Genomic DNA, 23,273 nt, shown 5'->3' on the forward strand with positions numbered 1-23,273 from the left:
CTCAGCGCGCGAGGCGCCGGCGCCATGCCGGCACCTCCTCGTCGAGGAAGGCCTGCGGCCAGCTGCCGTACCAGTCGTAGCCGGTGCGGCGCTCGCGCGGGATGTCCGCGTAGCGGGCGACGCGCCGGCCCTCGCGCGTGGCCAGCAGCGGGGTGTTGTCGGCGAGATCGTAGAAGCGCGCCCACAGCGGCGGCGCGGTGGCGTCCGCGACCAGGCGCCGGTCGGTCCGCGAGATGTGGAAGGCGTAGCGCACCTCGGGCGCGGGCACCGTCTCCAGCCGCAGGCCATGCAGCGCCGAGCGTTCGAGCCAGGCGATGCCGGCCTCGACCGCGGCGACGACCTCGGGCGAGGGATCCCGGATCGACATCAGGTAGCGCAGCACGGCCACGCTCTCGTCCGACACCAGCGCCGGCAGCTCGAAGGCGCGGCCCTGCGCCGGCACGAGCGTGGAGGCGTCGTACTGGCCGGCCCAGCCGGTGCGGACGCCGTCCTGCATCACCTGTAGGCGCAGCAGGCAGGCGTCGCCGCGGGCGATCGCGCGCTGCACCCGGCTGCGGGTGGCGGCATCGAGGAGTCCGGCGTCCGCATCGGCAGCGACGAGCCGTCGCAGCGTGCCCAGCACGCCGGGCGTCACCGCATCGGCGATGGTGAGGTGCGGGTGGTAGCTCGCGCGCGCCGGCACCGTGTGCGGCCAGCCGCCGCAGCCGTCGAGCTGGTGGGCGAGGATGAAGTCGAGGCCGCGCCGCGCGCCGTCGCGATGGCGCGCATCGCCGCTGCGGGCCCAGGCTGCGGCGAGGTACTCGACCTGGGTGTAGACGTTGCGATTGTCGAAGCTGCCGCCGCTGGCCTCGTTCTCCGCCTCGAGCGCCGCCATCTCGTCGGTACCGAGGACGCGCAGCGGGTCGCGGTTCTCGATCCAGCCGCCGTCGCGCCGCTGGTACAGCAGGATGTTGTCGGCGATGGCGCGCACCGCGTCGGGCGGATGCCGCGGGTAGTCCCGGCCGTGCAGGTTCTGCCAGTGGTGGATGCCGTCGGCGAAGCCGTCGAGCGGGATCGGCGGCGCCGCCTGCGCCGCCGCCACGGCGAGGACGAGGGCAAGGGCGTGGACGGACGGACGCGGACGCGGCACTGCTGGAGACTCCCGGCGCGGAACGGGCCGCGGCCGCGCGCGGCCTACGGCGATGTCATTTGAACAGCGCCGGCAGCCACAGCGACAGCCCGGGCACGAAGATCACCAGCGCCAGCACCGCGATCGCCGCTAGGTAGAACGGCCAGATCCCGCGCAGCGCCTGGGTCACGCTGATGCGGCCGATCGCCGCGCCGACGAACAGCACCGAGCCCACCGGCGGCGTGATCAGGCCGATGCCGGCGGTGAGGATCAGCACGATGCCGAAGTGGATCGGATCGATGCCGAAGGCCTTGGCGACCGGCAGGAAGATCGGCGTGGTGATGATGATCAGCGGCGCCATGTCCATGAAGGTGCCGAGCACCAGCAGCACCAGCACGATCAGGAGCAGGATCGCGATGCGGCTGTCGGCCACCGACTGCAGCGCCTCGACCGCGGCCGCCGGCAGCTGCAGGTAGGCCATCAGCCAGCCGAATGACGCCGCCGCGGCGATCACGAACAGGATCGCGCCGGTGGAGCGTACCGCGCCGGCGCAGGTCGCCAGGAAGGCGCGGAGCTGGAGCTGGCGATAGGCCAGGGCGGTGACCAGCAGCGCGTAGACCACCGCGACCGCCGCGCTCTCCACCGCGGTGAAGATGCCTGCGCGGATGCCGCCCAGGATCAGCGCGACCAGCAGCAGGCCGGGCAGGGCCGCCACCAGCCGCCGCAACACCGCGTGCAAGCCGGGGAAGGCCTCCACCGCGAAGCCGCGGCGTCGGGCGATGACCCAGCCGGTGATGCCCATCGCCAGCGTCACCATCAGCGCGGGGATGATGCCGGCGGTGAACAGCGAGGCGATCGAGATGCCGCCGCCGGCCGCGGCCGAGTACAGGATCAGGTTGTGCGAGGGCGGCACCAGCAGCGCCGCCAGCGCCGCCGAGATCGAGACGTTGACCGCGTAGTCCGGCGCGAAGCCGCGCTTGGTCATCTGCGGGATCATGGTGCCGCCGATGGCCGAGACGTCGGCAATGGCCGAGCCGGACACGCCGCCGAACAGCAGCGAGGCGACCACGTTGACCTGGCCCAGGCCCCCGCGCAGGTGCCCGACCAGGGAGCTGGCCAGGGCGATGATGCGGTCGGAGATGCCGCCGCGCAGCATGATCTCGCCGGTGAAGATGAACAGCGGGATCGCGATCAGCGAGATCGTCGCCGCGCCGGAGGCGGTCTGCTGCACGAACACGATCGGCGGCAGGCCGATCCAGGCGAGCGTGGCGAGCGCTGCGCTCGCCAGGGAGAAGCCGACCGGCACGCCGAGCAGCAGCAGCACCGCGAACACGCCGAACAGCACCACCACGTCCATCACTCCGCCTCCGTTTCGTATGCGGGCGGCACCGGCTGCACAAGGCGCTCGAGCCCGAACAGCGCGACCAGCGCGCCGCCGATGCAGATCGGCAGGAACATCAGTCCCTGCGGCAGCGGTGCGCCCGCCATCGGCGCGTCCCAGTCGGCCAGCAGCAGCTGCAGTCCCCATGCCGCGAGCGCGGCGCCGATCGCGATCACCACCACGCTCGCCAGCGCGCGCAGGGCGCGCGCCAGCGGCGGCGGCGCGAGCTGCACCAGCAGGAAGAAGCCGAAGTGCGAGTTGGCGCGCACGCACACCGCCGCGCCGAACATCATCGTGGTCGACATCAGCAGCAGGGTCACCGGCTCGGTCCAGCCCGGCGAGTCGTTGAGCACGTAGCGCGCGAACACCTGCCAGGCCTGCACCAGCGCCATGCCCACCAGGCCGATGCCGGCGACGGCCGTGGCCGCCTGCGCCAGGCGCGCGAGCGCCCGATGAAGTCCGCCCGTCATCTCAGGCCTCCCGCAGTGCGTGGTACAGGCGCCGCAGCGCGGCATCCCGGAGGTAGGGCGCCACGATCGGTTCGGCGGCACGCCGGAACGCGTCGCGGTCGACCTCGTTGAAGGCGATGCCGGCGTCCAGCACCGCCTGCCGCGACGCGGCTTCGCTCGCGTCCCACAGGCCGCGCATGTAGGGCACCGAGCGCGCGGCGGCGTCGAGCACGAGGTCGCGGTCGGCGGGCGGCAGCGCGTCGAAGCGCTGCTTCGACATCAACAGCACCTCCGGCGCGTACGAATGCTCCGACTGCGACCAGTAGCGCGCGACCTCGAACTGGCGACTGGTGTGGAAGGTCTGCCAGTTGTTCTCGGCGCCGTCGATGAGCCGGGTGCCGAGCGCCGAGAACACGTCGCCGTAGGGCAGGGGCGTGGCGTTGGCGCCGAGGCCGCCGACCACGTCCATGAAGATGTCCGAGGGCGGCGTACGGATCTTCAGCCCGTCGAGGTCCTCCGGCACCACGATCGGGCGCTGGGTGTTGTAGAAGCAGCGCGCGCCGGAGTCGTAGTAGGCCAGGCCGACCAGCCCGCGCGCGGCGAAGGCATCCAGGATCTCGCGCCCGATCGGCCCGTCGAGCCCGCGGTGCAGGTGGTCGGCTGACTCGAACACGTAGGGCAGGGCCAGCACGCGGGTGAGCGGGAAGGCGTTGTTGAGGGCGGCGACGTTCACGCGGACCAGGTCGAGCGCGCCGAAGCGGGCGAGGTTGACGGTGTCGCCCTCGCGCCCGATCTGCCCGGCGTGGTACATGCGCAGGCCGATGCGCCCGTCGGTCGCGCGCGCCAGCTCCCCGCCCATCCATTCGACCGCGCGCACCGTCGGATAGTCGGCGACGTGCACGTCGGCGGCGGTCAGGGTCAGCGGGGCCGGCGCCGCGGTCGCGCCGCGCCAGCCCAGCGCGGCCAGCGCCGCGCCCGCGGCGAGGACTCCGCGGCGCGAGATCACCGCGCCGCGTCCTCGGCCGCCGCCGCCACCGCATGGCAGCGGATAGGCGCGAGCTCGCCGCAGCGCACCTCGGCGTGCTGGCCGACCGCGATCGGATGGATGCCGGTGGCCGCGCCGGTGGTGACCAGGTCGCCGGCGCGCAGCGGCCGGCCGCGGCGCGCGCAGCGGTTGAGCGCGAAGGCGAACGCCGCCAGCGGGCCGCCGGGAATCGAGCCGGGCCGACCGCGCCCGACCTCGACGCCGTCGAGCAGCGTGCGGCATTCCGGGCCGTCGGCATCCCAGCCGGCCAGCTCCGGGCCGAGGATCAGGCCGGCGTTGTTGCCGAAGTCGGAGACGGTCACGCCCGGGCCGTGGTCGTTGATGCCGGCGAAGGGGCTGGCCGCGAACTCCACGCCGATGTGCAGCGCGCCGACCAGGCCGGCCGCGGCCTCGGCGGTCCAGTCGAGCCGGCGCGGATCGGCGTCGCGGGCGACGCGGACCACGTACTCCGCCTCCACCGCGGCGAAGCCGCCGTCGATCACCGGCAGCGCGACGGGATCTCCGGCGCGGCCCACGCGCCGGGCGAACACCGGCCCGACCAGGCGCTCCTCCGGATAGCGCTCGCGCCACGTCGGCGCGATGGCGCCGACCTTCCAGCCGGCCACGGCGTCGCCCCAGCGCCCGATCGCGGCGTCCTGGATGGCGTAGGCTGCATCGAGATCGGCCGGGATCGGGCCGGGATAGGTCGGCAGCGCACGCGCCTCGCGGCGCGCGGCGACGAAGGCGGTGGCGATCGCGTTGGCGTCAGCCGTGGTCATCGAAGCCTCCCTTGGGCGTGAGCGTGTCGAGATCCCAGTCGGCGGGATCGAAGGCGCGGCGGGTCTCCTCGTAGGCGGGGTAGCCGCCGACCTGGTCCTGGCTGTCGAGGATGCGGCCGCGGCCCTCGACCACGTCGGCGATGATCCGGATGTCGTGCGGATCGCGGTCCCACGGCCGCGCGCCGGCCTCGGCGAGCACGGCCTCCTCGACCTCCGCGGCCGGACGCAGCGCGAAGCCGCGCGGCAGGTCCATGCCCGTGTCGGTCTCGACCAGGCGCGCGGGACCGGTGGTGTAGCGCCCGCTCGTGGGCAGCGGCTGGCCGAAGCGGTCGACCGCGATGTTGTCGGCGAGATGCGCGCGCAGGTCGCCGCTGCCGCCGAAGGTCAGCAGCGGCAGGCCCTCCGCCGTGTCCATGCCACCGCGCAGGACGTTGCCGCGGATGTCCATCACGCCGTCCTGGTAGTCCTCGCCTTCCCACTCCCAGGCGATCAGGTTGTAGTGGATCGCGCGCTGGCCGGGGTTGTAGATCAGGTTGTTGAGGACCGCGCCGTGGACGCCGCCCTTGAACAGCGGGTTGCGCTCGAAGTTGTGGGCGAACAGGTTGCCGGTCATCAGGATGCCGGTGGCGTTGTCGTGGACCAGCACGCCCTTGGAGTGCTCGCCCTTGGCATGCGTCGCATGCGCCAGCGCCTCGGCGATCAGGTTGTTGCTGAAGGTGATGCGGTGCGAGGTCGCCTCGCGCCAGTCCGCCGGACCGCCGCCATCGAAGCGCGGACCGGAGGCCGAGCCGTTCTCGTCGATCGCCCAGGTCAGCGAGTTGTGGTCGAAGACCACGTCGTGCGCGCCCGAGGCGGAGAGGCCGTCGGATTCCCATTCGCCGCGTGCGGCGCCGGCGTCGCCCGGCCGGATGTGCAGGTGCTGCACGATCACGTCGTGGGTGCGCACGCCGATGCCGCCGCGGATCAGGGTGATGCCGGGCGAGGGGGCGGTCTGCCCGGCGACGGTGACTTCGGGCTCGGTGATGGTGATGCCCTTGCGGTCGAGATCGATCACGCCGCCGACCTCGAACACCACGATGCGGCGCCCGCGCTCGGCCAGCGCCGCGCGCAGCGAACCGGGGCCGTCGGCGGCGAGCGTGGTCACCCGCACGATGCGGCCGCCGCGGCCGCCGTCGGTCTGCGCCCACTGTGCGGCGGCGACGGCAGGCAGCGCCGCGAACAGCAGGCCCAGGGCCAGGGCGGGCAAGGCGAGGCGGCGCAGGATCATGCGGGAATCTCCTTCGGAAGACGTTGTCGCGGGCCGCGCTGCGGCCACGGCGCTGGAAGCGGCGCGGTCGCACCCGGTGACGCGGGGAAGACTGCGGCGCACGCCGCCCTCACCTGGCGCCTCGGCGCACGTGGCTGTGCATGGCTGCGACCCCCTCCGATCCGCGTCCGCCGCAGCGCTGCCGGCGGCTGGTATGACGTGATGACACCGGTAACATCGGCCACAATCGCTGCAGTGACACCGGTGGTCAAAAACGCTACCAGACACCGCAGCGCAGCAACAAGAAGGTCGCCCGGCGTGTTCGAATGCGCGCTTCGACCGCGCCGGAACATGCGCGGCTGGCGACTTTTCCGGCGTGGCGATGGCGCGCGCCGGTCGATGCTGCAGGCCAGCATCGACGTCGCGACGACCATGACGATCACAATCGGGAGGAGAAATGGCGGCTCGCATCGTGTGCTTCGGGGAACTCCTGCTGCGGCTGTCCGCACCCGGCCGGCAGCTGCTGCTGCAGTCGCCCCAGCTCGACGTCCATGTCGGTGGGGCGGAGGCCAACGTCGCCGTCGCGCTGGCGCGCTGGGGCCATGCGGTGCGATTCGCCAGCGTGGTCGCCGACAACCCGCTCGGCGGCGCCGCGCTCGGCGAACTGCGCCGGCACGGCGTCGACACCGCGCGCGTGCTGCGCGCACCGGGCCGCATGGGCCTGTATTTCCTCTCGCCGGGGGCGGTGCACCGCGCGAGCGAAGTGGTCTACGACCGCGCGCGCTCGGCCTTCGCCGAAGCCGCGGCCGATGCGATCGACTGGGACGCCGCGCTCGAGGGCGCCGACCATTTCCACCTGTCCGGCGTCACCCCCGCGCTCGGTCCGGCCAGCGCGGAGGCGGCCCTGCGGGCGGCGCGCGCCGCCCGCGCGGCGGGGCTGACGGTGTCCTTCGACGGCAACTACCGCGGGCGCCTGTGGCAGGCCTGGCAGGGCGACGCGCCGGCCCTGCTGCGCCAGCTCATGGCCGAGGCCGACATCGCCTTCGCCGACCACCGCGACTTCGCCCTGGTGCTCGGCCGCAGCTTCGATGCCGAGGATCCCGAGCGCCGCTTCGCCGAGGCCGCCGACGCCGCGTTCGCCGCCTTCCCGAATCTGCGCCGCATCGCCTGCACCCGCCGCGACGTGCACAGCGTCGACCACCATGCGCTGTGCGCACGGATGGCGGTGCGCGACGGCGCGCGCCACGCCACGCCCGGCTATACGGTCGCGGGCATCGTCGACCGCATCGGCGGCGGCGACGCCTTCGCCGCCGGCGTGCTGCACGGCCTGCGCAGCGGCATGGACGACGACGCCGCCCTCCGCTTCGGCCTCGCTTCCGGCGTACTCAAGCACTCCCTTCCCGGCGACTTCATGCTGCTGGACGCCAGCGACATCGCCGCCTTCGTCGCGACCGGCCAGTTCGACGTGCGGCGCTGAGGGGAGAGGGCGGGCGACGCGGGGCATGGGGCGTGGCGCTCGGGACATGGACGCCGCCCCCAGCGCCCAGGCGCGACCCGCAAGTCCCGATTCCCGATTCCCGATTCCCAATTCCCAATTCCCAATTCCCAATTCCCAATTCCCAATTCCCGTTTCCCGTTTCCCGTTTCCCGTTTCCCGTTTCCCGTTCCCCGTTCCCCCTTCCCGCCCCACCCGCGATTGCGCATGACACCGGTTTCCCCTCAACATGCCCGACGCGATCCGGCGACCCGTGCCGACAGAGCTGCGGGCGTCCGGGGCATCGGAGGGTCCACGTGTCGAGAAGCAGCCTCACCCTGACCGGCGTCGGCAAGACGTTCGGAACGTCCCAGGTCATCGACGACGTCGCGCTGCACGCCGACGCCGGCGAGTTCGTGGTGTTCGTCGGCCCGTCGGGCTGCGGCAAGTCGACGCTGCTGCGGCTGATCGCGGGGCTGGAGACGCCCGACACCGGCAGCATCCGCATCGACGAGCGCGACGTGACCCGGGTGCACCCCGCCCAGCGCGGGGTGGCGATGGTGTTCCAGTCCTACGCGCTGTACCCGCACATGTCGGTGGCCGACAACATGGGCTTCGGCCTGAGGATCCGCGGCGAGAAGCGCGCGGCGATCCGCGAGCAGGTCGCCCATGCGGCGCGCATCCTGCAGCTCGAGCACCTGCTCGACCGCAAGCCGCGGCAGCTCTCCGGCGGCCAGCGCCAGCGCGTGGCGATCGGTCGCGCGATCGTGCGCCAGCCGGAGATCTTCCTGTTCGACGAGCCGCTGTCCAACCTCGACGCGGCGCTGCGCGGGCAGATGCGCATCGAGCTCGCGCGCCTGCACGCCCAGCTCGGCGCGACCATGGTCTACGTCACCCACGACCAGGTCGAGGCGATGACCCTGGCCAGCCGCATCGTCGTCCTCAACCGCGGCCGGGTGGAGCAGATCGGCGCGCCGCTGGAGCTGTACCGGCGCCCGGCCAACCGCTTCGTCGCCGGCTTCCTCGGCGCGCCGCGGATGAACTTCCTGGCCGCCACCGCGCATGCGCGCGACGGCGGCGACATCGTCGTGGACCTGGCGCGGGGCGGGCTGCGCGTGGCGCGCGAGGCGGCGATCGCGCTGGACGAGGGCGCGCTGACCGTCGGCATCCGTCCCGAGGACCTGCGCCCGGTCGCCGACGGCGCGCCCGATGTGGTCGCCCGCGGCGAGGTGACCCTGGTCGAGCGCCTCGGCAGCGAGGCGATCGCCTACGTCAGCACCGGTCCCGGGGCGGACGACACGCTGACGCTCAAGCTCGCCGGCGACGCCACCCTCGCCGCGCGCGAAACGGTGGCGCTGGCGGCGCGGCCCGGCGACGTGCACCTGTTCGACGCGGCCGGCCGCGCGGTGGGCGCGCCGGCATGATCTACGCCGACCGCCGCAGCGGCCTGCTCTACCTGATGCCCTTCCTGCTCGGGCTGCTGGCCTTCACCCTGTTCCCGTTCGTGGCCTCGCTGCTGCTGAGCCTGTCGGACTACCAGCTGCAGGATCCGGTCGGCGAGGCCGGCTTCATCGGCGCGGCCAACTACGCGGCCATGGCGCAGGACCCGACCTTCCACCGCTCGCTCGGCGTGACCGTGGTCTACGTGCTGGTGACGGTGCCGCTGAAGCTCGCCTTCGCGCTGTTCATCGCCTTCGTCCTCAACTTCCGCCTGCGCGCGATCGGCCTGTTCCGCACCGCCTACTACCTGCCCTCGATCCTCGGCGGCAGCGTGGCGATTGCGGTGGTGTGGCGCTACGTGTTCGCCGGCGACGGCCTGCTCAACCAGGCGCTGGAGGCGATCGGCCTGGATGGGGTCAACTGGCTCGGCGAGCCGGGCTATGCGATGGCGACCATCGTGGCGCTGCGGCTGTGGCAGTTCGGCTCGGCGATGGTGGTGTTCCTCGCCGGCCTGCAGGCGATCCCGGACGACCTCTACGAGGCCGCGCGGCTGGACGGTGCGTCGCTGTGGCAGACCTTCCTGCGGGTGACCCTGCCGCTGCTGACGCCGGTGATCTTCTTCAACTTCATCATGCAGATGGTGCAGGCGTTCCAGGAGTTCAACGGGCCCTACATCATCACCGGCGGCGGTCCGCTGAAGTCGACCTACCTGCTGCCGATGATGATCTACGAGGAGGCGTTCAAGTACTTCGACGTCGGCTACGCCAGCGCGCTGTCGTGGGCGCTGTTCACGATCATCGCGGTGCTGACCGCCATCGCCTTCCTGTCGTCGAAGTACTGGGTGTTCTACGCCAACGAGCGCGGGGACGACGCATGAGCGCGGTCGCGCCCGCGACCGCGCGCGCCGCGCGCTGGCTGCAGCCGGCGCTGCGCTACACGGTGCTGGTCGTGGTCGGCCTGCTGATGCTGTACCCGCTGTTCTGGATGGTCGGCGGCGCGTTCAAGCCCAACCACGAGATCTTCGGCTCGATCGGCTTCATCCCCCAGGATCCGACGCTGGAGGGCGTGCGCGAGGGCTGGCGCACCAGCACCGAGTACAGCTTCGCGACCTACCTCGCCAACACCTTCCGCATCGTGATCCCCAAGGTCATCGTCACCGTGATCTCGTCGGTGCTGGTGGCCTTCGGCTTCGCCCGCTTCAACGTGCCGGGGAAGAAGCTGCTGTTCGCGGCGCTGATCGCCACCGTGCTGCTGCCCAAGAGCGTGCTGCTGATCCCGCAGTACCTCATGTTCCGCGAGCTCGGCTGGCTCGATACCTTCCTGCCGCTGTACGTGCCGTCGGCGTTCGCGACCGAGGGCTTCTTCGTGTTCCTGATCATCCAGTTCATGCGCGGGCTGCCGCGCGAGCTGGAGGAAGCCGCGGTGATCGACGGCTGCAACAGCCTGCAGGTGCTCTGGCACGTGGTCGTGCCGCTGCTGGTGCCGGCGATGATCGCGGTCGCGCTGTTCCAGTTCATGTGGACGATGAACGACTTCATCGGACCGCTGGTCTACCTGTCGAGCGTGGAGCACTACCCCGTCTCGCTCGCCCTGAAGATGTCGATCGACGTCACCGAGGCGACGAGCTGGAACCAGATCCTGGCGATGTCGACGATCGCGCTGATGCCCTCGCTGATCCTGTTCTTCCTCGCCCAGAAGTATTTCGTCGAGGGCACCACGGCCGGGGCGGTGAAGGGATGATGCGCAGCCTGCTGTTCGTGCTCGCCCTGCTGGTGGCGCTGCCCGCCGCCGCCGCGGCCGCGGAACCGGTGGAACTGCGGCTGTCGTGGTGGGGCGGCAACGAGGTGCACCGGGCGATGCTGGACTCGGTGCGCGCCTTCGAGCGCGGCCATCCCGGGATCACGGTCAAGACCGAGTACACCGGCTGGGTCGGCCACCTCGAGCGCCTCACCACCCAGATCGCCGGCGGCACCGCGCCGGACGTGATGCAGGTCAACTGGAACTGGCTGGTGCTGTTCTCGCGCGACGGCGAGGGCTTCTACGACCTGCGCCGCCTCGACGACGTCGTCGACCTCGACGCCTTCGACGCCGAGGCGCTGGCGATGGGCACGATCGACGGCCGCCTCAATGCGATTCCGGTGTCGATGTCGGCGCGGCTGTTCTACTTCAACGCCACCACCTTCGCGAAGGCGGGCCTCGAGGTGCCGTCGAGCTGGGAGGAGCTGGTCGCCGCCGGTCCCGTGTTCCGCGACCGCCTCGGCCCGCAGTACTACCCGCTCGACCTGCCGACGCAGGAGCTGGTCGCGGTGCTGCGCGCGCGCCTGGTGCAGCGCACCGGCCTGCCCTTCATCGACGAACGCGGGCGCCGGGTCAATGCCACGCCCGGGCAGCTCGCCGACCTCGCACGCTTCTACACGCGCCTGGTCGATGCGCACGTGATCCCCGACCTGCCGACCCGCGCCTCCTACGGCCACGTCGCCGCACAGGAACTCAGGCCGTGGATCAACGGCGAGTTCGCCGGCGCCTACCAATGGGTGAGCTCGGTCGGCAAGTTCATCGAGACCCTGGCCCCGGGCCAGGAGGTGGTGCTCGCCCCACACCCGGTGCAGGCGGGTGCGCGCGACGCTGGGCTCATCTACCGCCCGTCGATGATGCTGGCGATCAACGCCGACACCGCGCACCCGCACGAGGCCGCGCAGCTGCTCGACTTCCTGCTCAACGACCCGGTCGCCGCCACGGCGATGGGCCTGCAGCGCGGCGTGCCGACCAGCGCGCACGCCGCCCGCACGCTGGACGCGGCCGGTGCGCTCACGGGGCTCGCCGTCGAGGGCGGCGCCGAGATCGCGACGCTGCCGCGCCACGTCACCGAGAGCGCCTGGTTCGAGCATGCGCGCGTGCGCGATGCCTTCATCGACCTGGTCGAGCTCTACGCCTACGGCCGCATCGACGCCGAGACCTTCGGCCAGCGCCTGCACGACGACCTCAACCGGATCCTGGAGCGGACCATCCGCACGCCGCGGAGCGGGCGGTGAGCGACGCGGCGCGACCGACCGTCGAGCTGCTGGTCGCCGGCAGCGAACGGCTGACCTTCGAGCTGCGCAACGGGCATCCCTGGGCGGCGCCGACCCCGCACCTCGTGCGCGTGGACGGACGCGAGGTGCATCGCGATGCGCGCAACGTGTTCACGCTGCGCGGGCTGGCGCCGGAGCGGCTCCACGCCCTCGCGATCGAGAGCGGCGGCGACGTGCTGCGCATCGACGCCCGCACCGCGGCGGCCAGCCCGGGCCTCGACGTGCGCGACTTCGGCGCGGTCGGCGACGGCCGCCACGACGACACCGCGGCGCTGCAGGCGGCACTGTCGTGCTGTCCCGAAGGCGGCACGGTGCTGCTGCCCGCCGGCACCTGGCTCAGCGGCCCGCTGTTCCTGCGCAGCCGCACGGTGCTGCACCTGCAGGAGGGCGCCGGCCTGCTCGGCCATCCCGACATCGCGCGCTGGCCGCTGCTGCCGGCGACGCTTCCGGGCGCCGCCGGCGCGCGTGTGCTCGGCAGCTGGGAAGGACGTCCCGCCGCCTGCCACGCCAGCCTGCTCAACGTCATCGATGCTGAGGACGTGCGCATCGAGGGCGACGGCACGATCGACGCCAACGCCTCCTTCGCCACCTGGTGGAGCCGGCCGAAGACGCCGTTCGCCGGCTGGCGCCCGCGCACGCTGCTGATCGCGCACGCGCGGCGGGTCGCGGTCGAGGGCCTGACCTTCCGCAACGCCCCGGCGTGGACCGTCCACGCGCTGCGTTCGCGCGCGCTGCTGTTCGCGCGGCTGACGATCGAGGCGCCAGCGGATTCGCCCAATACCGACGGCATCGATCCCGAGTCCTGCGAGGACGTGCGCATCCTCGGCTGCCGCATCGACACCGGCGACGACTGCATCGCGGTCAAGTCCGGCAAGCCGGGATCCGAGGGCGCGCCGCCGCCGAGCCGCGGCGTGCGCATCGGCAACTGCCTGCTGCAGCGCGGCCACGGCGCGGTGGTGCTGGGCTCGGAATGCGCCGGCGGCATCCACGACGTGGAGGCGCGCGACTGCGTGTTCGACGGCACCGACCGCGGCCTGCGCATCAAGACCCGGCGCGGGCGCGGGCGCGCGGCGGTGATCGCCGGCGTGCGCCTCGCCAACGTGCGCATGCGCGGCGTCGGTACGCCGTTCGTGGTCAACAGCTTCTACTGGTGCGACCCCGACGGCCGCGAACCGCACGTCGGCGACCGCGCGCCGCGGCCGATCGACGCCGGCACGCCCACGGTGCGCGACATCGCGCTCGAGGACGTCGACTGCGCCGGGGTCGCCCACGCCGCCGCCTACGTGCTGGGGCTGCCGGAGCGGCCGGTCGAGGGCCTGCGCATCGACGGCCTGCGCGTGCGCTATGCGGACGCCGCCGCGCCCGGCCATCCGGACATGGCCGAGGGCATTCCCGCCCTGCGCCGCGCCGGGCTGACCTTCGAGAACGTGCGCGGGCTCGCGCTGCACGGCATCGACGTCGCCGGTGCAGAGGGGCCGCTCTACGCCACCCGCAACGTCGACCCCGACATCCACGACGAGGACACCGCCGCATGACCGCCGTACCCGTCCGCCTGCTCGAGGATGCCTTCGCCGGTCTCGGTGCCGAGGTCGCGCCGTTCGTGCGCGGCGCCCTGCAGCGCTGGCGCAGCTACAAGCCGAGCTGGAACTACGAGGACGGCGTGGTCTGGAAGGGCGCGCTCGACCTCGCCGCGGCCGGCGTCGAGCGCACGCTGGCCGACTTCGTCTACCGCGAGGTCTCGCGCCGGATCGGATGCGACGGCCGCATCGACGGCTACGACCCCGGCGAGTTCAACATCGACAACGTCAATCCCGGGCGCGTGCTGTTCGCGCTGTGGAAGGACTCGGGCGAGGAGCGCTTCCGCCTCGCGCTCGACCACCAGCTCGCCCAGCTCGCCGCGCACCCGCGCACCGCCTCCGGCAACTTCTGGCACAAGCGCATCTATCCGAACCAGGTGTGGCTGGACGGGCTGTACATGGCGCAGCCGCTGCGTTGCCTGGTCGCACGCGACGCCGGCGACGCGGCGACCCTGGACGACGTGGTCGGCCAGTTCGGGCAGACCCACGCGCACCTGCGCGACCCCGACAGCGGGCTGCTGGTGCACGGCTGGGACGAGAGCCGCAGCGAGCGCTGGAGCGACTCCGCCACCGGGCGCTCGCCGAACGTCTGGGGCCGCGCGCTGGGCTGGTACCTGATGGCGCTGGTCGACTGCATCGAGGCCATCGACGCGCCCGACCGCAGCGGACCGCTCGCCGCGCAGCTGCGCGGACAGGTCGACCTGCTGCTGCCGCTGCGCAGCGCGGACGGGCTGTGGTACCAGCTCGCCGCGCTGCCGGGGCAGGCCGGCAACTACGAGGAGACCTCCGCCTCGCTGATGATCGCCTACGCGCTGATGAAGGCGGCGCGGCTCGAGGTCCTGGAACCGGCCTGCGGCGAGGCGGGCGCACAGGCGCTGCGTGCGGTGGTCGCGCGCTTCCTCGACCGCGACGCGCTCGGCGGCATCTGCGGCGTGGCCGGCCTGGGCAACGTGCCCTACCGCGACGGCAGCATCGACTACTACCTCGGCGAAGCGATCGTGCCGAACGATCCCAAGGGCGTCGGCGCGCTGCTGATGGCGCTGTCGGAGTTCCTGCGCCGCGGCTGACGCGACGCTCGGCGCGGCTGGCGCGTATTGACCCTGCACAGAAGCCGGATGCGGCAGGCTTGCGCCGTCCGGTACCGCTTCGCAGGAGACCGTCATGCCGTCCACACATCCCGTTCGCCTTGCGCTCGCCGCGCTCCTCGCCCTCGGCGGCGGCAGCGCCCTCGCCGACGTCCCCGAGGGCCCGGGCGGGCTGCCGGAGCAGGGCCCGGTCCAGGTGCACTGGACCGATCCGCAGGAGTTCAGCGAGCTCAGGCACAGCGGCAACCGCTGGGAAGCCCGGCGTGGCGAATGGCTGCAGCAGCTGGCCGAGTACACCCGGCGCCGGGCCGAGAAGCGGCTGCCACCGGAGCATGCGCTGGAGGTCACGTTCACCGACATCGAGCGCGCCGGCAGCTACGAACCGTGGCGCGGGCCGCGCGCCGACAACATCCGCATCGTGCGCGACATCTACCCGCCGCGGATCGAGCTGACCTACGTCCTCACCGGCCCCGGCGGCACCGTGCTTGACCGCGGCGAGGAGGAGCTGCGCGACATGGGCTTCCTGCAGAGCGGCACCACCGCCGGCACCAGCGATCCGCTGCGCTACGAGAAGCAGATGCTCGACCGCTGGCTGCGCGAGCTGCTGCCGGACGCCTGAGCCCCGCCCTTGCGGCCCGCCGGCGACGGCCCCACGTCGCCGGCATGGACAGCACCGCCGAACCCGATTCCCAGCGACGCGCCGACGCGCGTCGCTTCCGTCTGGCGGCCTGGTCGACCGTGGCCTTCGTCGCGGTGCTCTACGTCATCCACGCGCTGCTGCCCCTGGTCGGCGACCCTGCCCCGCTCGCCGTGCGCCCGCGCACGCCGGCCGGGCTCGTCGGGGTGCTGACGGCGCCGCTGGTACACGGCTCCTGGGCGCACCTGCTCGCCAACACCCTGCCGCTGCTGGTGCTGGGCACGCTGAGCCTGTCGGCCTACCCTCGCGCGAGCCTGCGCGCGCTGCCGCTGGTGTGGCTGGGTTCGGGCCTGGGCGTGTGGCTGATCGGCCGCGACGCCGCCCATCTCGGCGCCAGCGGCGTCGCCCACGGCCTGCTGTGGTTCGTGTTCTTCCTCGGCCTGCTGCGCCGCGACCGCGCGGCGATCGCGGCCGCGCTGATCGCCTTCCTGCTCTACGGCGGGATGCTGCTGACCGTGCTGCCGCAGGCGCCGGACATCAGCTGGGAATCGCACCTGTGCGGCGCGCTCATGGGCCTGGCCGCGGCGTTTGCCTGGCGCGGGCTCGACCCGGGCGCACCGCGTGCGCGCTACTCCTGGGAGATCGAGGAGGCCGCGCACGACGACGCGGAGCGGATGCACGGCCCGCGCCCGCGCCCGGACGAACCCCGGAACTAGCTAGCGCAGGCCGCGCGGCGTGAGCCGGCGCTCCAGCAGCTCGAACAGGCCCTGCGCGGCCAGCGCCAGCAGCGCGGCCGGCACTGCGCCCTCCAGGATCAGGCCCATGTCGTCGAGGCGGATGCCGGTCAGGATCGGCTGCCCGTAGCCGCCCGCGCCGATCAGCGCGCCCAGGGTGGCGGTGCCGATGTCGATCACCGCCGCAGTCTTGATGCCGGCGAGGATCGACGCCCGCGCGAGGGGCAGTTCGATCCGCCACAGCCGCGCGCGCGGCGGCAGGCCGATGACCGCCGCGGTCTCGCGCAGCGGCCGCGGGATCCCGGTGAGGCCGGCATGCGTGTTGCGCACGATCGGCAGCAGGCTGTACAGGAACAGTGCCGCGATGGCAGGCGCCGCGCCGATCCCCAGCAGCGGGATCATGAACACGAACACCGCCAGCGACGGCAGGGTCTGCAGCAGCCCGGTCAGGGCGAGCACGCCCTGGCCCAGGTGCGGCCGCCGCGCGGCGAGTACGCCCAGCGGCAGGCCGATCGCGATCGCCAGCACCAGCGAGGCGCCGACCAGCGCGAGATGCTCGCCGGTGCGCCCGAGGATGCGCGCGCCGCGGCCGGCGCCGGCCGCGATGTCGATGCCGAGCCAGTCGGCGGCGACCTGCGGCTCCGGCACGCGCTCCAGCTTGGCCGCGGCGTTGAGCCGGCGCATGGCGTCGGCATCGATGCGCCCGGCCAGCGCCTCGAGCGCCGCGGCGGCGGCGGGCGCGCGGGTGCGCAGGTCGAGCCGGTAGAGGTAGACCGCGCTGTAGTCGGGAAAGAAGCCGCGCGCGTCCGCGAGCACGACCAGGTCGTAGTACGGGATCTCGGCATCGGTGGCGTAGAGGTCGATGACGTCGAGGTCGCCGCTGGCCAGCGCGCGGTAGGCGAGGTCGTGGTCGAGCCCGTTGCCGCCGTCCTGCGGCAGCGCATAGGCCGTGCGCAGGCCCGGCCAGCCGTCGGCGCGGTCGAGGAACTCGTTGGAAAAGCCCAGGCGCAGCCCGCGATGCGCGGCGAGGTCGTCGATGCCGTCGATGCCGAGCGCCTGCGCGCGCTCCCGGCGCATGCCCAGCGCGTAGGTGTTGGAGAAGCCCAGCGACGGCGTCATCGCGATGCCCTGCGCCGCCAGCGCGGCGGCGAGTGCGTCGCGGCTGGCGCCCGGCATCTTCAGGACTTCCTGCGCCAGGGTCCCGGTGTATTCGGCATAGGCGTCGATCTCGCCGCGGCGCAGCGCGCTCCACAGCACCGCGGTGCCGCCGAGGCCGCGAAGGTGTTCGGCGGCGACGCCGGCCTCGCCGACCGCCTGCGTGGCGATCTCGCCGAGGATGACGCCCTCGGTGAAGACCTTGGAGCCGACCCGGACCGGCGCCGCCGACCATGCCGGCGCCGCGAGCAGCACCAGGGCGAGGGCGATCCAGCGGACCCCGCGCCTCATGCCGTCGCCACCGCGCGCTGCGCATGCACGAAGCGGCGCACGAAGTCCGAGACTGGCGCCGTGCGCAGCGCCGCGGGCGTGCCCTCCTGCGCGACGCGGCCGTCGCGCAGCAGCACCACGTGGCCGGCGAGGAAGAAGGCCTCGGCGACGTCGTGGGTCACCAGCACCACGGTCTTGCCGAGGTCGGCGAACAGCGCGCGCAGGTCGGTCTGCAGGTCGTGGCGCACGATCGGATCGAGCGCGCCCAGCGGCTCGTCGAGCAGCAGCGCCGGCGGATCCAGCATCAGCGCGCGGACCAGGCCCACGCGCTGGCGCTGGCCGCCGGAGAGTTCGCCCGGATAACGATCGAGCGCATCCTCCGGCAGCCGGCACAGCGCCGCCAGCTCGCGGATCCGCGCAGCGATGCGTGCCGTCGGCCAGCCGCACACCCGCGCCACCAGCGCCGCGTTCTGGCGCGCGGTCAGGTGCGGGAACAGGCCGCCTTCCTGGATCACGTAGCCGATGCGCCGCCGCTGCGCGGCGAGGTCCGTGGGCGTCAGCGGGGCCCCGTCGAAGCGCACCTCGCCCCGGTCCGGCCACTCCAGCCCGGTCAGCAGCCGCAGCAGGGTCGACTTCCCCGCCCCGCTCGGCCCGATCAGCGCCGTCGTGCGCCCCGGCTCGATCCGCAGATCGACCTCGAGCGCGACGCGGTCGCCGTAGCGGTGCTGGATGTGGGTGAGGGTGAACATGGTTTGGGTGGGGCGGGAATCGGGAATCGGGAATCGGGAATCGGGAATCGGGAAAGAGCATGCCGCGGATGCCGTGAGCGCGAGCGCCTCGTGGCCAGATCATCGACGGCTCCCGGCGTGCGACGCGCTAGAGGCGCCTCGCGCGCCTCCATTCCCGAGTCCCGGTTCCCGGCTCCCGCTTCACCCGGGCAGGTGCCCCAGCGGCCACCCGCGCGCCTGCTTCACCGTACGCAGCACGAAGCTGGAATTGACGTCCGCCACGTCGCCGACGCCGAGCAGGCGGTCGAGGAGGAAGCGGGAGAAATGCTCCAGGTCCTGCACCGCGACGTGCAGCAGGTAGTCCATGTCGCCGGTCAGGGCATGGCAGGCCAGCACCTCGTCGGCGTCGGCCATGCGCGCGGTGAAGGCGTCGATGCTGGCGCCATCGTGGCGGGCCAGCTGCACGCGGACGAAGGCCTGCAGGCCGAGGCCCACCGCCGCCGGCGCCAGCCGCGCGCCGTAGCCGGTGACGACGCCGGCCGACTCCAGCCGCTGGACCCGGCGCAGGCAGGCCGAGGCCGAGAGGTGCACGCGCTCGGCCAGCTCGGCGTTGGTGATGCGGCCGTGCTCCTGCAGCTCGCGCAGCAGGGCGAGGTCGGTGCGGTCCAGCGAAACGCGCTCCATTCGTGCTCCAGATCGGCGGCGAACGCACGAATGTTGCCCCTCCGCGCCGCCGGCGCGCAACGAAGCAAGCCCATTGCGCGCCGCTCGGCCTAGACTCGAAGGCCTCACCAGCCCGGGAGTCCCCATGGCCGCCACTCCGAAGCGCGTCGAGCACCAGCTCACCGACAAGGGCTACGTCCCGGTCTATGCCACCGGCATCGTCGAGCAGCCCTGGAACGACTACAGCGAGACCGACCACGCCGTGTGGGCGCAGCTGTTCGCGCGCCAGAACGAGCTCCTGGTCGGCCGCGCCTGCGACGAGTTCCTCGCCAACCAGCGGCGCATGGGGATGACGGCGGAGCGCATCCCGAAATTCTCGGAACTCAACGCCGCGCTGGCCAGGACCACCGGCTGGGAGATCATCGGCGTCGAGGGCCTGCTGCCCGAGCTCGACTTCTTCGAGCATCTCGCCAACCGCCGCTTTCCGGTGACCTGGTGGATCCGCACGCCGGAACAGCTCGACTACCTCAGCGAGCCCGACCTGTTCCACGACCTCTACGGCCACGTGCCGCTGCTGATGGAGCCGGTATTCGCCGACTACATGGCCGCCTACGGGCGCGGCGGGGTCAAGGCCCACGGCATCGGCCCCGAGGCGCTGACCAACCTGACCCGGCTGTACTGGTACACGGTCGAGTTCGGGCTGATCCGCCAGCACGGCGACCTGCGCATCTACGGCGCCGGCGTACTGAGCTCCAAGACCGAGTCGATCTACAGCCTGGAGTCGGCCGCGCCGCACCGGATCGGCTTCGACCTCGAGCGGGTGATGCGCGCGCAGTACCGGATCGACACCTTCCAGAAGACCTACTTCGTCATCGACGGTTTCGCGGAACTCATGGCCGCGACCGAACCGGATTTCACCCCGATCTACGCACGCCTCGCCGGGCGGCCGCCGATCCCTGCGGGCGAGGTGGGCGAGGGCGACGCGGTGATCCAGCGCGGAACCGGCGAGGGCTTCGCCGAGGGCGGCGACGTCTGAGGCGGGCGCGGCGAGGTGCGGCTTAGAATGCGAGGCCCCGCCCGCCACCCGGAGCCGTCATGGCCGCGACGTCCAGCAAGCCGATCACCCTGACCCAGTTCCTGATCGAGGAACAGCGCGCGCACGAGGACTTCAGCGCCGAGCAGCGGCTGCTGATCGAAGTGGTGGCGCGCGCCTGCAAGATGATCGCGATCCAGGTCTCGCGCGGCGCGCTGGGCGGCGTGCTCGGCGAGGCCGGAACCGGCAACATCCAGGGCGAGGCGCAGAAGAAGCTCGACGTCATCTCCAACGAGATCCTGCTGCAGGCCAACGCCTGGGGCGGCCATCTCGCCGCCTGCGCCTCGGAGGAGATGGCCGACCCGCAGCCGATCCCCGACGTCTACCCGAAGGGCGACCTGCTGTTGCTGTTCGATCCGCTCGACGGCAGCTCCAACATCGACGTCAACGTCTCGGTCGGCACCATCTTCTCGGTGCTGCGCGCGCCGAAGGGCGTCGACCCGACCTCGGCCGAGGCCTTCCTGCAGCCGGGCGCGATGCAGCTGGCCGCCGGCTACTGCGTCTACGGGCCCAACTGCACGCTGGTGCTGACCATCGGCCACGGCGTGTACGGCTTCACCCTGGACCGCGAGATCGGCAGCTTCCTGCTGACCCAGCGCGACATGACGGTGCCGGCGGACACCAGGGAGTTCGCCATCAACATGTCCAACCAGCGCCACTGGGACGCGCCGATGCAGCGCTACGTGGCGGACCTGCTCGCCGGCGCCGACGGCCCGCGCGGCAAGGACTTCAACATGCGCTGGGTGGCGAGCATGGTCGCCGACGTGCACCGCATCCTGACCCGCGGCGGGATCTTCATCTATCCCTGGGACCGCAAGGATCCGTCCAAGCCAGGGAAGCTGCGGCTGATGTACGAGGCCAACCCGATGGCGATGATCGTGGAACAGGCCGGCGGCGCCGCCACCGACGGCCGCGGGCGGATCATGGACATCCAGCCCGGCAGCCTGCACCAGCGCGTGCCGGTGTTCCTCGGTTCGAAGAACGAGGTCGAGGCGGCGACCGGCTACCACCTCGAACACGACGCGGCCGCGCAGCCGGTCGCGGTCGGCTAGGGGCGTGGCCGGCGCCCCGGATTTCATCGAGGTCTACCCGGGCGCGCTGGCACCGGAGGCCTGCCGCGCCCTGGTCGAGCGCTTCGAGGCCAGCGGCCAGGCCACGCCGGGCGCGACCGGCGGCGGCGTGCACCCGGAGCTCAAGCACAGCCGCGACATCACCCTCGGCGGCCGACCGGAGTGGAAGGACGCCGAAATCGCCCTCAACCAGGCCATGTTCGCGGGCCTGCTGCGCTACCTGCGCAGCTACCGCTACGCGCTGATCGCGCCGCTGATGCTGCAGATCGCCGACCCCGAGACGGGCAGGCCCAAGCGCCTGGATGCCGATGACTTCGAGCGCCTCGACGACGCCCGCCTCGCTCCCATCGCGCGCCAGGTCTTCCGCCCCGGCAGCATCAACCTGCAGCGCTACGCGGCGGGCGAGGGTGGCTATCCCTACTGGCACTGCGAGCACTATCCCCGCGACACCGGCGGCGACACCCTGCACCGCACCCTGCTGTGGACGATCTACCTCAACGACGGGTTCGCCGCGGGGGAGACCGAGTTCCTCTACCAGCAACGCAGGATCGCACCCGCCACCGGCAGCCTGCTGATCGCCCCCACCGCCTTCACCCACACCCACCGCGGCAACCGCCCCGAGGGCGGCGACAAGTACATCGCCACCAGCTGGGTGCTGTTCCAGCGCGCCGAGCGTCTGTACGCAGCGCGTTGAGCCGCTGCACCGACAGCCCGTAGGAGCGGCTTCAGCCGCGACCGGGCGCGGTGTCGGCGCTCTCCCACCGCGCAGACGGGTTCCGTGGCGTTCGTCGGTCGCGGCTGAAGCCGCTCCTTGTATCTCGACAGCGCCCCGATGAAGGGGCACTGTCCCCGACCGATCATCGGGGGAGGGTGGGACGCCCGAGCCGCTCCTGAAGCCATCGAGCTTGCATCGTAGATCGTGCTCCCCCCTCCACACTCGCCCACACGAGTCCGAACGGTATCCAGAGTCCGCCAGCGGCGTGAACTCGCATCCACAAGGGCGGACCGGGCGCAGTGATGATCGTGTCTGATCGCACTGACGGAGGAAGCAAATGAGCCAGCTCGTGGGCGTCGATGTCGCCAAGCGCAGCTTCGATCTCGCCACGCCCCTGCCCAACGGCAAGCACCGCACCAAGGCCCGGCTGCGCAACGACGAGGCCGGTTTCAAGCTCCTGCACGCCTGGCTGGCGCAGCACGTGGCATCCGACGCCTGGGTGGTGATGGAAGCCACCGGCAGCTACCACGAGGCGCTGGCGGAGTACGTGCATGGCCTCGGCTACCGGGTGGCCGTGCTCAACCCGGCGCAGGTGGCCAGCTATGCCAAGAGCCAGTTGCAGCGGGTCAAGACCGACCGCACCGATGCCAAGCTGCTTGCCACCTACGCCCAGCGCCATCTCGACCAGCTGCGGCCCTGGCAGCCCGATCCGCCGGCGCTCAAGCGCCTGCGCGCCCTGGTCCGGCGCCTGCAGGACCTGCAGGAGATGGCGCAGATGGAGCAGAACCGCCTGGACGTGGCGTCGGCGAATGTGGACGGCTCGATCCAGCAGGTGCTGGCGCACCTGCGCTCGGAGATCGACCGGATCCAGCGCGAGATCGACGACCACATCGACAACGACCCGACGCTGCGCCAGCGCCGCGACCTGCTGGTGAGCATCGACGGCATCGCGCAGCGCACCGCCGCGCTGCTGCTGGCCGAGCTCGGGGATGCGACGCGGTTCCGCGACGCCGGCGCGGTGACCGCCTTCGCCGGCCTCAACCCGAAACTGCAGGAGTCCGGCACCTACCGCGGCCACGTGCGCATCTCGCGCATCGGCTCGGCACGGTTGCGTCGTGGCCTGTACATGCCGGCGCTGGTGGCGCTCAGCCACAACCCGGTGCTGCAGGCGCTCAAACAACGCCTGAAACTGCGCGGCAAATGCGCCAAGCAGATCATCTGCGCCGCCATGCGCAGGCTGCTGCGCATCGTCTACGGCGTGCTCAAGTCAGGTCAGCCATTCGATCCTGCAAGAGCCGTTGCCAGGTAGGAGGCAAGACGGTATCTACGACTGCAAGCCTGCTCTGCTGTTGCCGTTGCCCTTCGCTCTTCGGGTCCCCGTGAGGCACGGCGAGCGCCTGGAGGATCAGCCGCGCAGCGGGCGCGGGCATGGACGCCCGCGACGTTTTCCTCGCGGCAGGATGCCGCGTGGGAAACGCCCGGAAGGCGATCGCGCACCCGCGGCGCGCAGCGCTGCAGGCGTGCCGCCCGGGGTGCCCTTTCTTCTTGGTTACTTCTTCTTTGGGCAAGCAAAG

22 protein-coding genes are annotated in these 23,273 nt (G+C 72.3%); 13 read left to right on the forward strand and 9 right to left on the reverse strand.

All coding sequences use genetic code 11. The features are described from left to right. Position 1: 1 nt before the first annotated feature. Genes pelA through KB893_RS13610 form a run of 6 tightly spaced genes read right to left on the reverse strand, consistent with a single transcriptional unit; the run spans position 2 to position 6,008 of the window. Positions 2 to 1,129, reverse strand: coding sequence for a pectate lyase (pelA, locus tag KB893_RS13585; protein WP_211925190.1), 1,128 nt, complete (start codon positions 1,127 to 1,129; stop codon positions 2 to 4). A 55-nt stretch (positions 1,130 to 1,184) separates the two neighbouring features. Continuing rightward, positions 1,185 to 2,465 (reverse strand): TRAP transporter large permease, encoded by a 1,281-nt coding sequence (locus tag KB893_RS13590; RefSeq protein WP_211925191.1) that lies wholly within the window; start codon positions 2,463 to 2,465, stop codon positions 1,185 to 1,187. Continuing rightward, positions 2,465 to 2,959, reverse strand: coding sequence for a TRAP transporter small permease (locus KB893_RS13595; RefSeq protein WP_211925192.1), 495 nt, complete (start codon positions 2,957 to 2,959; stop codon positions 2,465 to 2,467). Before KB893_RS13595 ends, KB893_RS13590 begins: the two co-directional genes overlap by 1 nt. Position 2,960: 1 nt before the next feature. Then, the gene (locus tag KB893_RS13600) at positions 2,961 to 3,944 is read right to left on the reverse strand and encodes a TRAP transporter substrate-binding protein (RefSeq protein ID WP_211925193.1); all 984 of its coding nucleotides are present in this window, start codon (positions 3,942 to 3,944) and stop codon (positions 2,961 to 2,963) included. Further along, the gene (locus KB893_RS13605) at positions 3,941 to 4,741 is read right to left on the reverse strand and encodes a 2-keto-4-pentenoate hydratase (RefSeq protein WP_211925194.1); all 801 of its coding nucleotides are present in this window, start codon (positions 4,739 to 4,741) and stop codon (positions 3,941 to 3,943) included. The genes KB893_RS13600 and KB893_RS13605 overlap by 4 nt, the downstream gene beginning before the upstream one ends. After that, positions 4,728 to 6,008, reverse strand: a complete 1,281-nt coding sequence (locus KB893_RS13610) for a pectate lyase family protein (RefSeq protein ID WP_211925195.1) — start codon at positions 6,006 to 6,008, stop codon at positions 4,728 to 4,730. The genes KB893_RS13605 and KB893_RS13610 overlap by 14 nt, the downstream gene beginning before the upstream one ends. Positions 6,009 to 6,444: 436 nt before the next feature. On the opposite strand from KB893_RS13610, the gene KB893_RS13615 reads away from it, so the two are divergent. The 9 genes from KB893_RS13615 to KB893_RS13655 all read left to right on the forward strand — a co-directional run bounded on the left by KB893_RS13615 (position 6,445) and on the right by KB893_RS13655 (position 15,987). Next, the gene (locus KB893_RS13615) at positions 6,445 to 7,464 is read left to right on the forward strand and encodes a sugar kinase (protein WP_211925196.1); all 1,020 of its coding nucleotides are present in this window, start codon (positions 6,445 to 6,447) and stop codon (positions 7,462 to 7,464) included. A 314-nt stretch (positions 7,465 to 7,778) separates the two neighbouring features. After that, complete coding sequence (locus tag KB893_RS13620; RefSeq protein ID WP_338026959.1) at positions 7,779 to 8,885, forward strand: ABC transporter ATP-binding protein; 1,107 nt, start codon at positions 7,779 to 7,781, stop codon at positions 8,883 to 8,885. After that, a complete protein-coding gene (locus KB893_RS13625; RefSeq protein ID WP_211925197.1) occupies positions 8,882 to 9,778 on the forward strand; it encodes a carbohydrate ABC transporter permease in 897 nt (298 codons plus the stop codon). The genes KB893_RS13620 and KB893_RS13625 overlap by 4 nt, the downstream gene beginning before the upstream one ends. Beyond that, entirely contained in the window at positions 9,775 to 10,641 is an 867-nt protein-coding gene (locus KB893_RS13630; protein ID WP_211925198.1) for a carbohydrate ABC transporter permease, read from the forward strand. Before KB893_RS13625 ends, KB893_RS13630 begins: the two co-directional genes overlap by 4 nt. Beyond that, positions 10,638 to 11,933, forward strand: coding sequence for an ABC transporter substrate-binding protein (locus tag KB893_RS13635; protein WP_211925199.1), 1,296 nt, complete (start codon positions 10,638 to 10,640; stop codon positions 11,931 to 11,933). Before KB893_RS13630 ends, KB893_RS13635 begins: the two co-directional genes overlap by 4 nt. Next, positions 11,930 to 13,507, forward strand: a complete 1,578-nt coding sequence (locus KB893_RS13640) for a glycoside hydrolase family 28 protein (protein ID WP_211925200.1) — start codon at positions 11,930 to 11,932, stop codon at positions 13,505 to 13,507. The genes KB893_RS13635 and KB893_RS13640 overlap by 4 nt, the downstream gene beginning before the upstream one ends. Then, complete coding sequence (locus tag KB893_RS13645) at positions 13,504 to 14,616, forward strand: glycoside hydrolase family 88/105 protein (protein ID WP_211925201.1); 1,113 nt, start codon at positions 13,504 to 13,506, stop codon at positions 14,614 to 14,616. The genes KB893_RS13640 and KB893_RS13645 overlap by 4 nt, the downstream gene beginning before the upstream one ends. 94 nt (positions 14,617 to 14,710) lie before the next feature. Further along, positions 14,711 to 15,253, forward strand: coding sequence for a DUF3016 domain-containing protein (locus KB893_RS13650; RefSeq protein WP_211925202.1), 543 nt, complete (start codon positions 14,711 to 14,713; stop codon positions 15,251 to 15,253). Between the two features lie 44 nt (positions 15,254 to 15,297). Next, a complete protein-coding gene (locus KB893_RS13655) occupies positions 15,298 to 15,987 on the forward strand; it encodes a rhomboid family intramembrane serine protease (protein WP_211925203.1) in 690 nt (229 codons plus the stop codon). On the opposite strand, the gene KB893_RS13660 is transcribed toward KB893_RS13655, so the two are convergent. The 3 genes from KB893_RS13660 to KB893_RS13670 all read right to left on the reverse strand — a co-directional run bounded on the left by KB893_RS13660 (position 15,988) and on the right by KB893_RS13670 (position 18,842). Next, positions 15,988 to 17,451 carry a glycine betaine ABC transporter substrate-binding protein gene (locus tag KB893_RS13660; protein ID WP_211925204.1) on the reverse strand — a complete coding sequence of 488 codons (1,464 nt, stop codon included), beginning with the start codon at positions 17,449 to 17,451 and terminating at the stop codon, positions 15,988 to 15,990. It abuts the gene before it with no gap. Further along, positions 17,448 to 18,179 carry an ATP-binding cassette domain-containing protein gene (locus KB893_RS13665; protein WP_211925205.1) on the reverse strand — a complete coding sequence of 244 codons (732 nt, stop codon included), beginning with the start codon at positions 18,177 to 18,179 and terminating at the stop codon, positions 17,448 to 17,450. The genes KB893_RS13660 and KB893_RS13665 overlap by 4 nt, the downstream gene beginning before the upstream one ends. A gap of 180 nt (positions 18,180 to 18,359) precedes the next feature. Next, on the reverse strand, positions 18,360 to 18,842 hold the full coding sequence (locus KB893_RS13670; protein ID WP_211925206.1) for an Lrp/AsnC family transcriptional regulator: 483 nt from the start codon (positions 18,840 to 18,842) through the stop codon (positions 18,360 to 18,362). 124 nt (positions 18,843 to 18,966) lie between these two features. Here KB893_RS13670 and phhA point away from each other — a divergent pair, with 124 nt between their 5' ends. The 4 genes from phhA to KB893_RS13690 all read left to right on the forward strand — a co-directional run bounded on the left by phhA (position 18,967) and on the right by KB893_RS13690 (position 23,008). Next, positions 18,967 to 19,857 carry a phenylalanine 4-monooxygenase gene (gene phhA, locus KB893_RS13675; protein ID WP_211925207.1) on the forward strand — a complete coding sequence of 297 codons (891 nt, stop codon included), beginning with the start codon at positions 18,967 to 18,969 and terminating at the stop codon, positions 19,855 to 19,857. Positions 19,858 to 19,916: 59 nt separating this feature from the next. Further along, positions 19,917 to 20,966 carry a class 1 fructose-bisphosphatase gene (locus tag KB893_RS13680; RefSeq protein ID WP_211925208.1) on the forward strand — a complete coding sequence of 350 codons (1,050 nt, stop codon included), beginning with the start codon at positions 19,917 to 19,919 and terminating at the stop codon, positions 20,964 to 20,966. A gap of 4 nt (positions 20,967 to 20,970) precedes the next feature. Then, complete coding sequence (locus KB893_RS13685) at positions 20,971 to 21,678, forward strand: 2OG-Fe(II) oxygenase (protein ID WP_211925209.1); 708 nt, start codon at positions 20,971 to 20,973, stop codon at positions 21,676 to 21,678. A 358-nt stretch (positions 21,679 to 22,036) separates the two neighbouring features. Next, complete coding sequence (locus KB893_RS13690; protein ID WP_211928281.1) at positions 22,037 to 23,008, forward strand: IS110 family RNA-guided transposase; 972 nt, start codon at positions 22,037 to 22,039, stop codon at positions 23,006 to 23,008. Positions 23,009 to 23,273: the final 265 nt, after the last annotated feature.

The sequence above is a fragment of the Coralloluteibacterium stylophorae genome, from assembly GCF_018122625.2.
GTDB lineage: Bacteria > Pseudomonadota > Gammaproteobacteria > Xanthomonadales > Xanthomonadaceae > Coralloluteibacterium > Coralloluteibacterium stylophorae.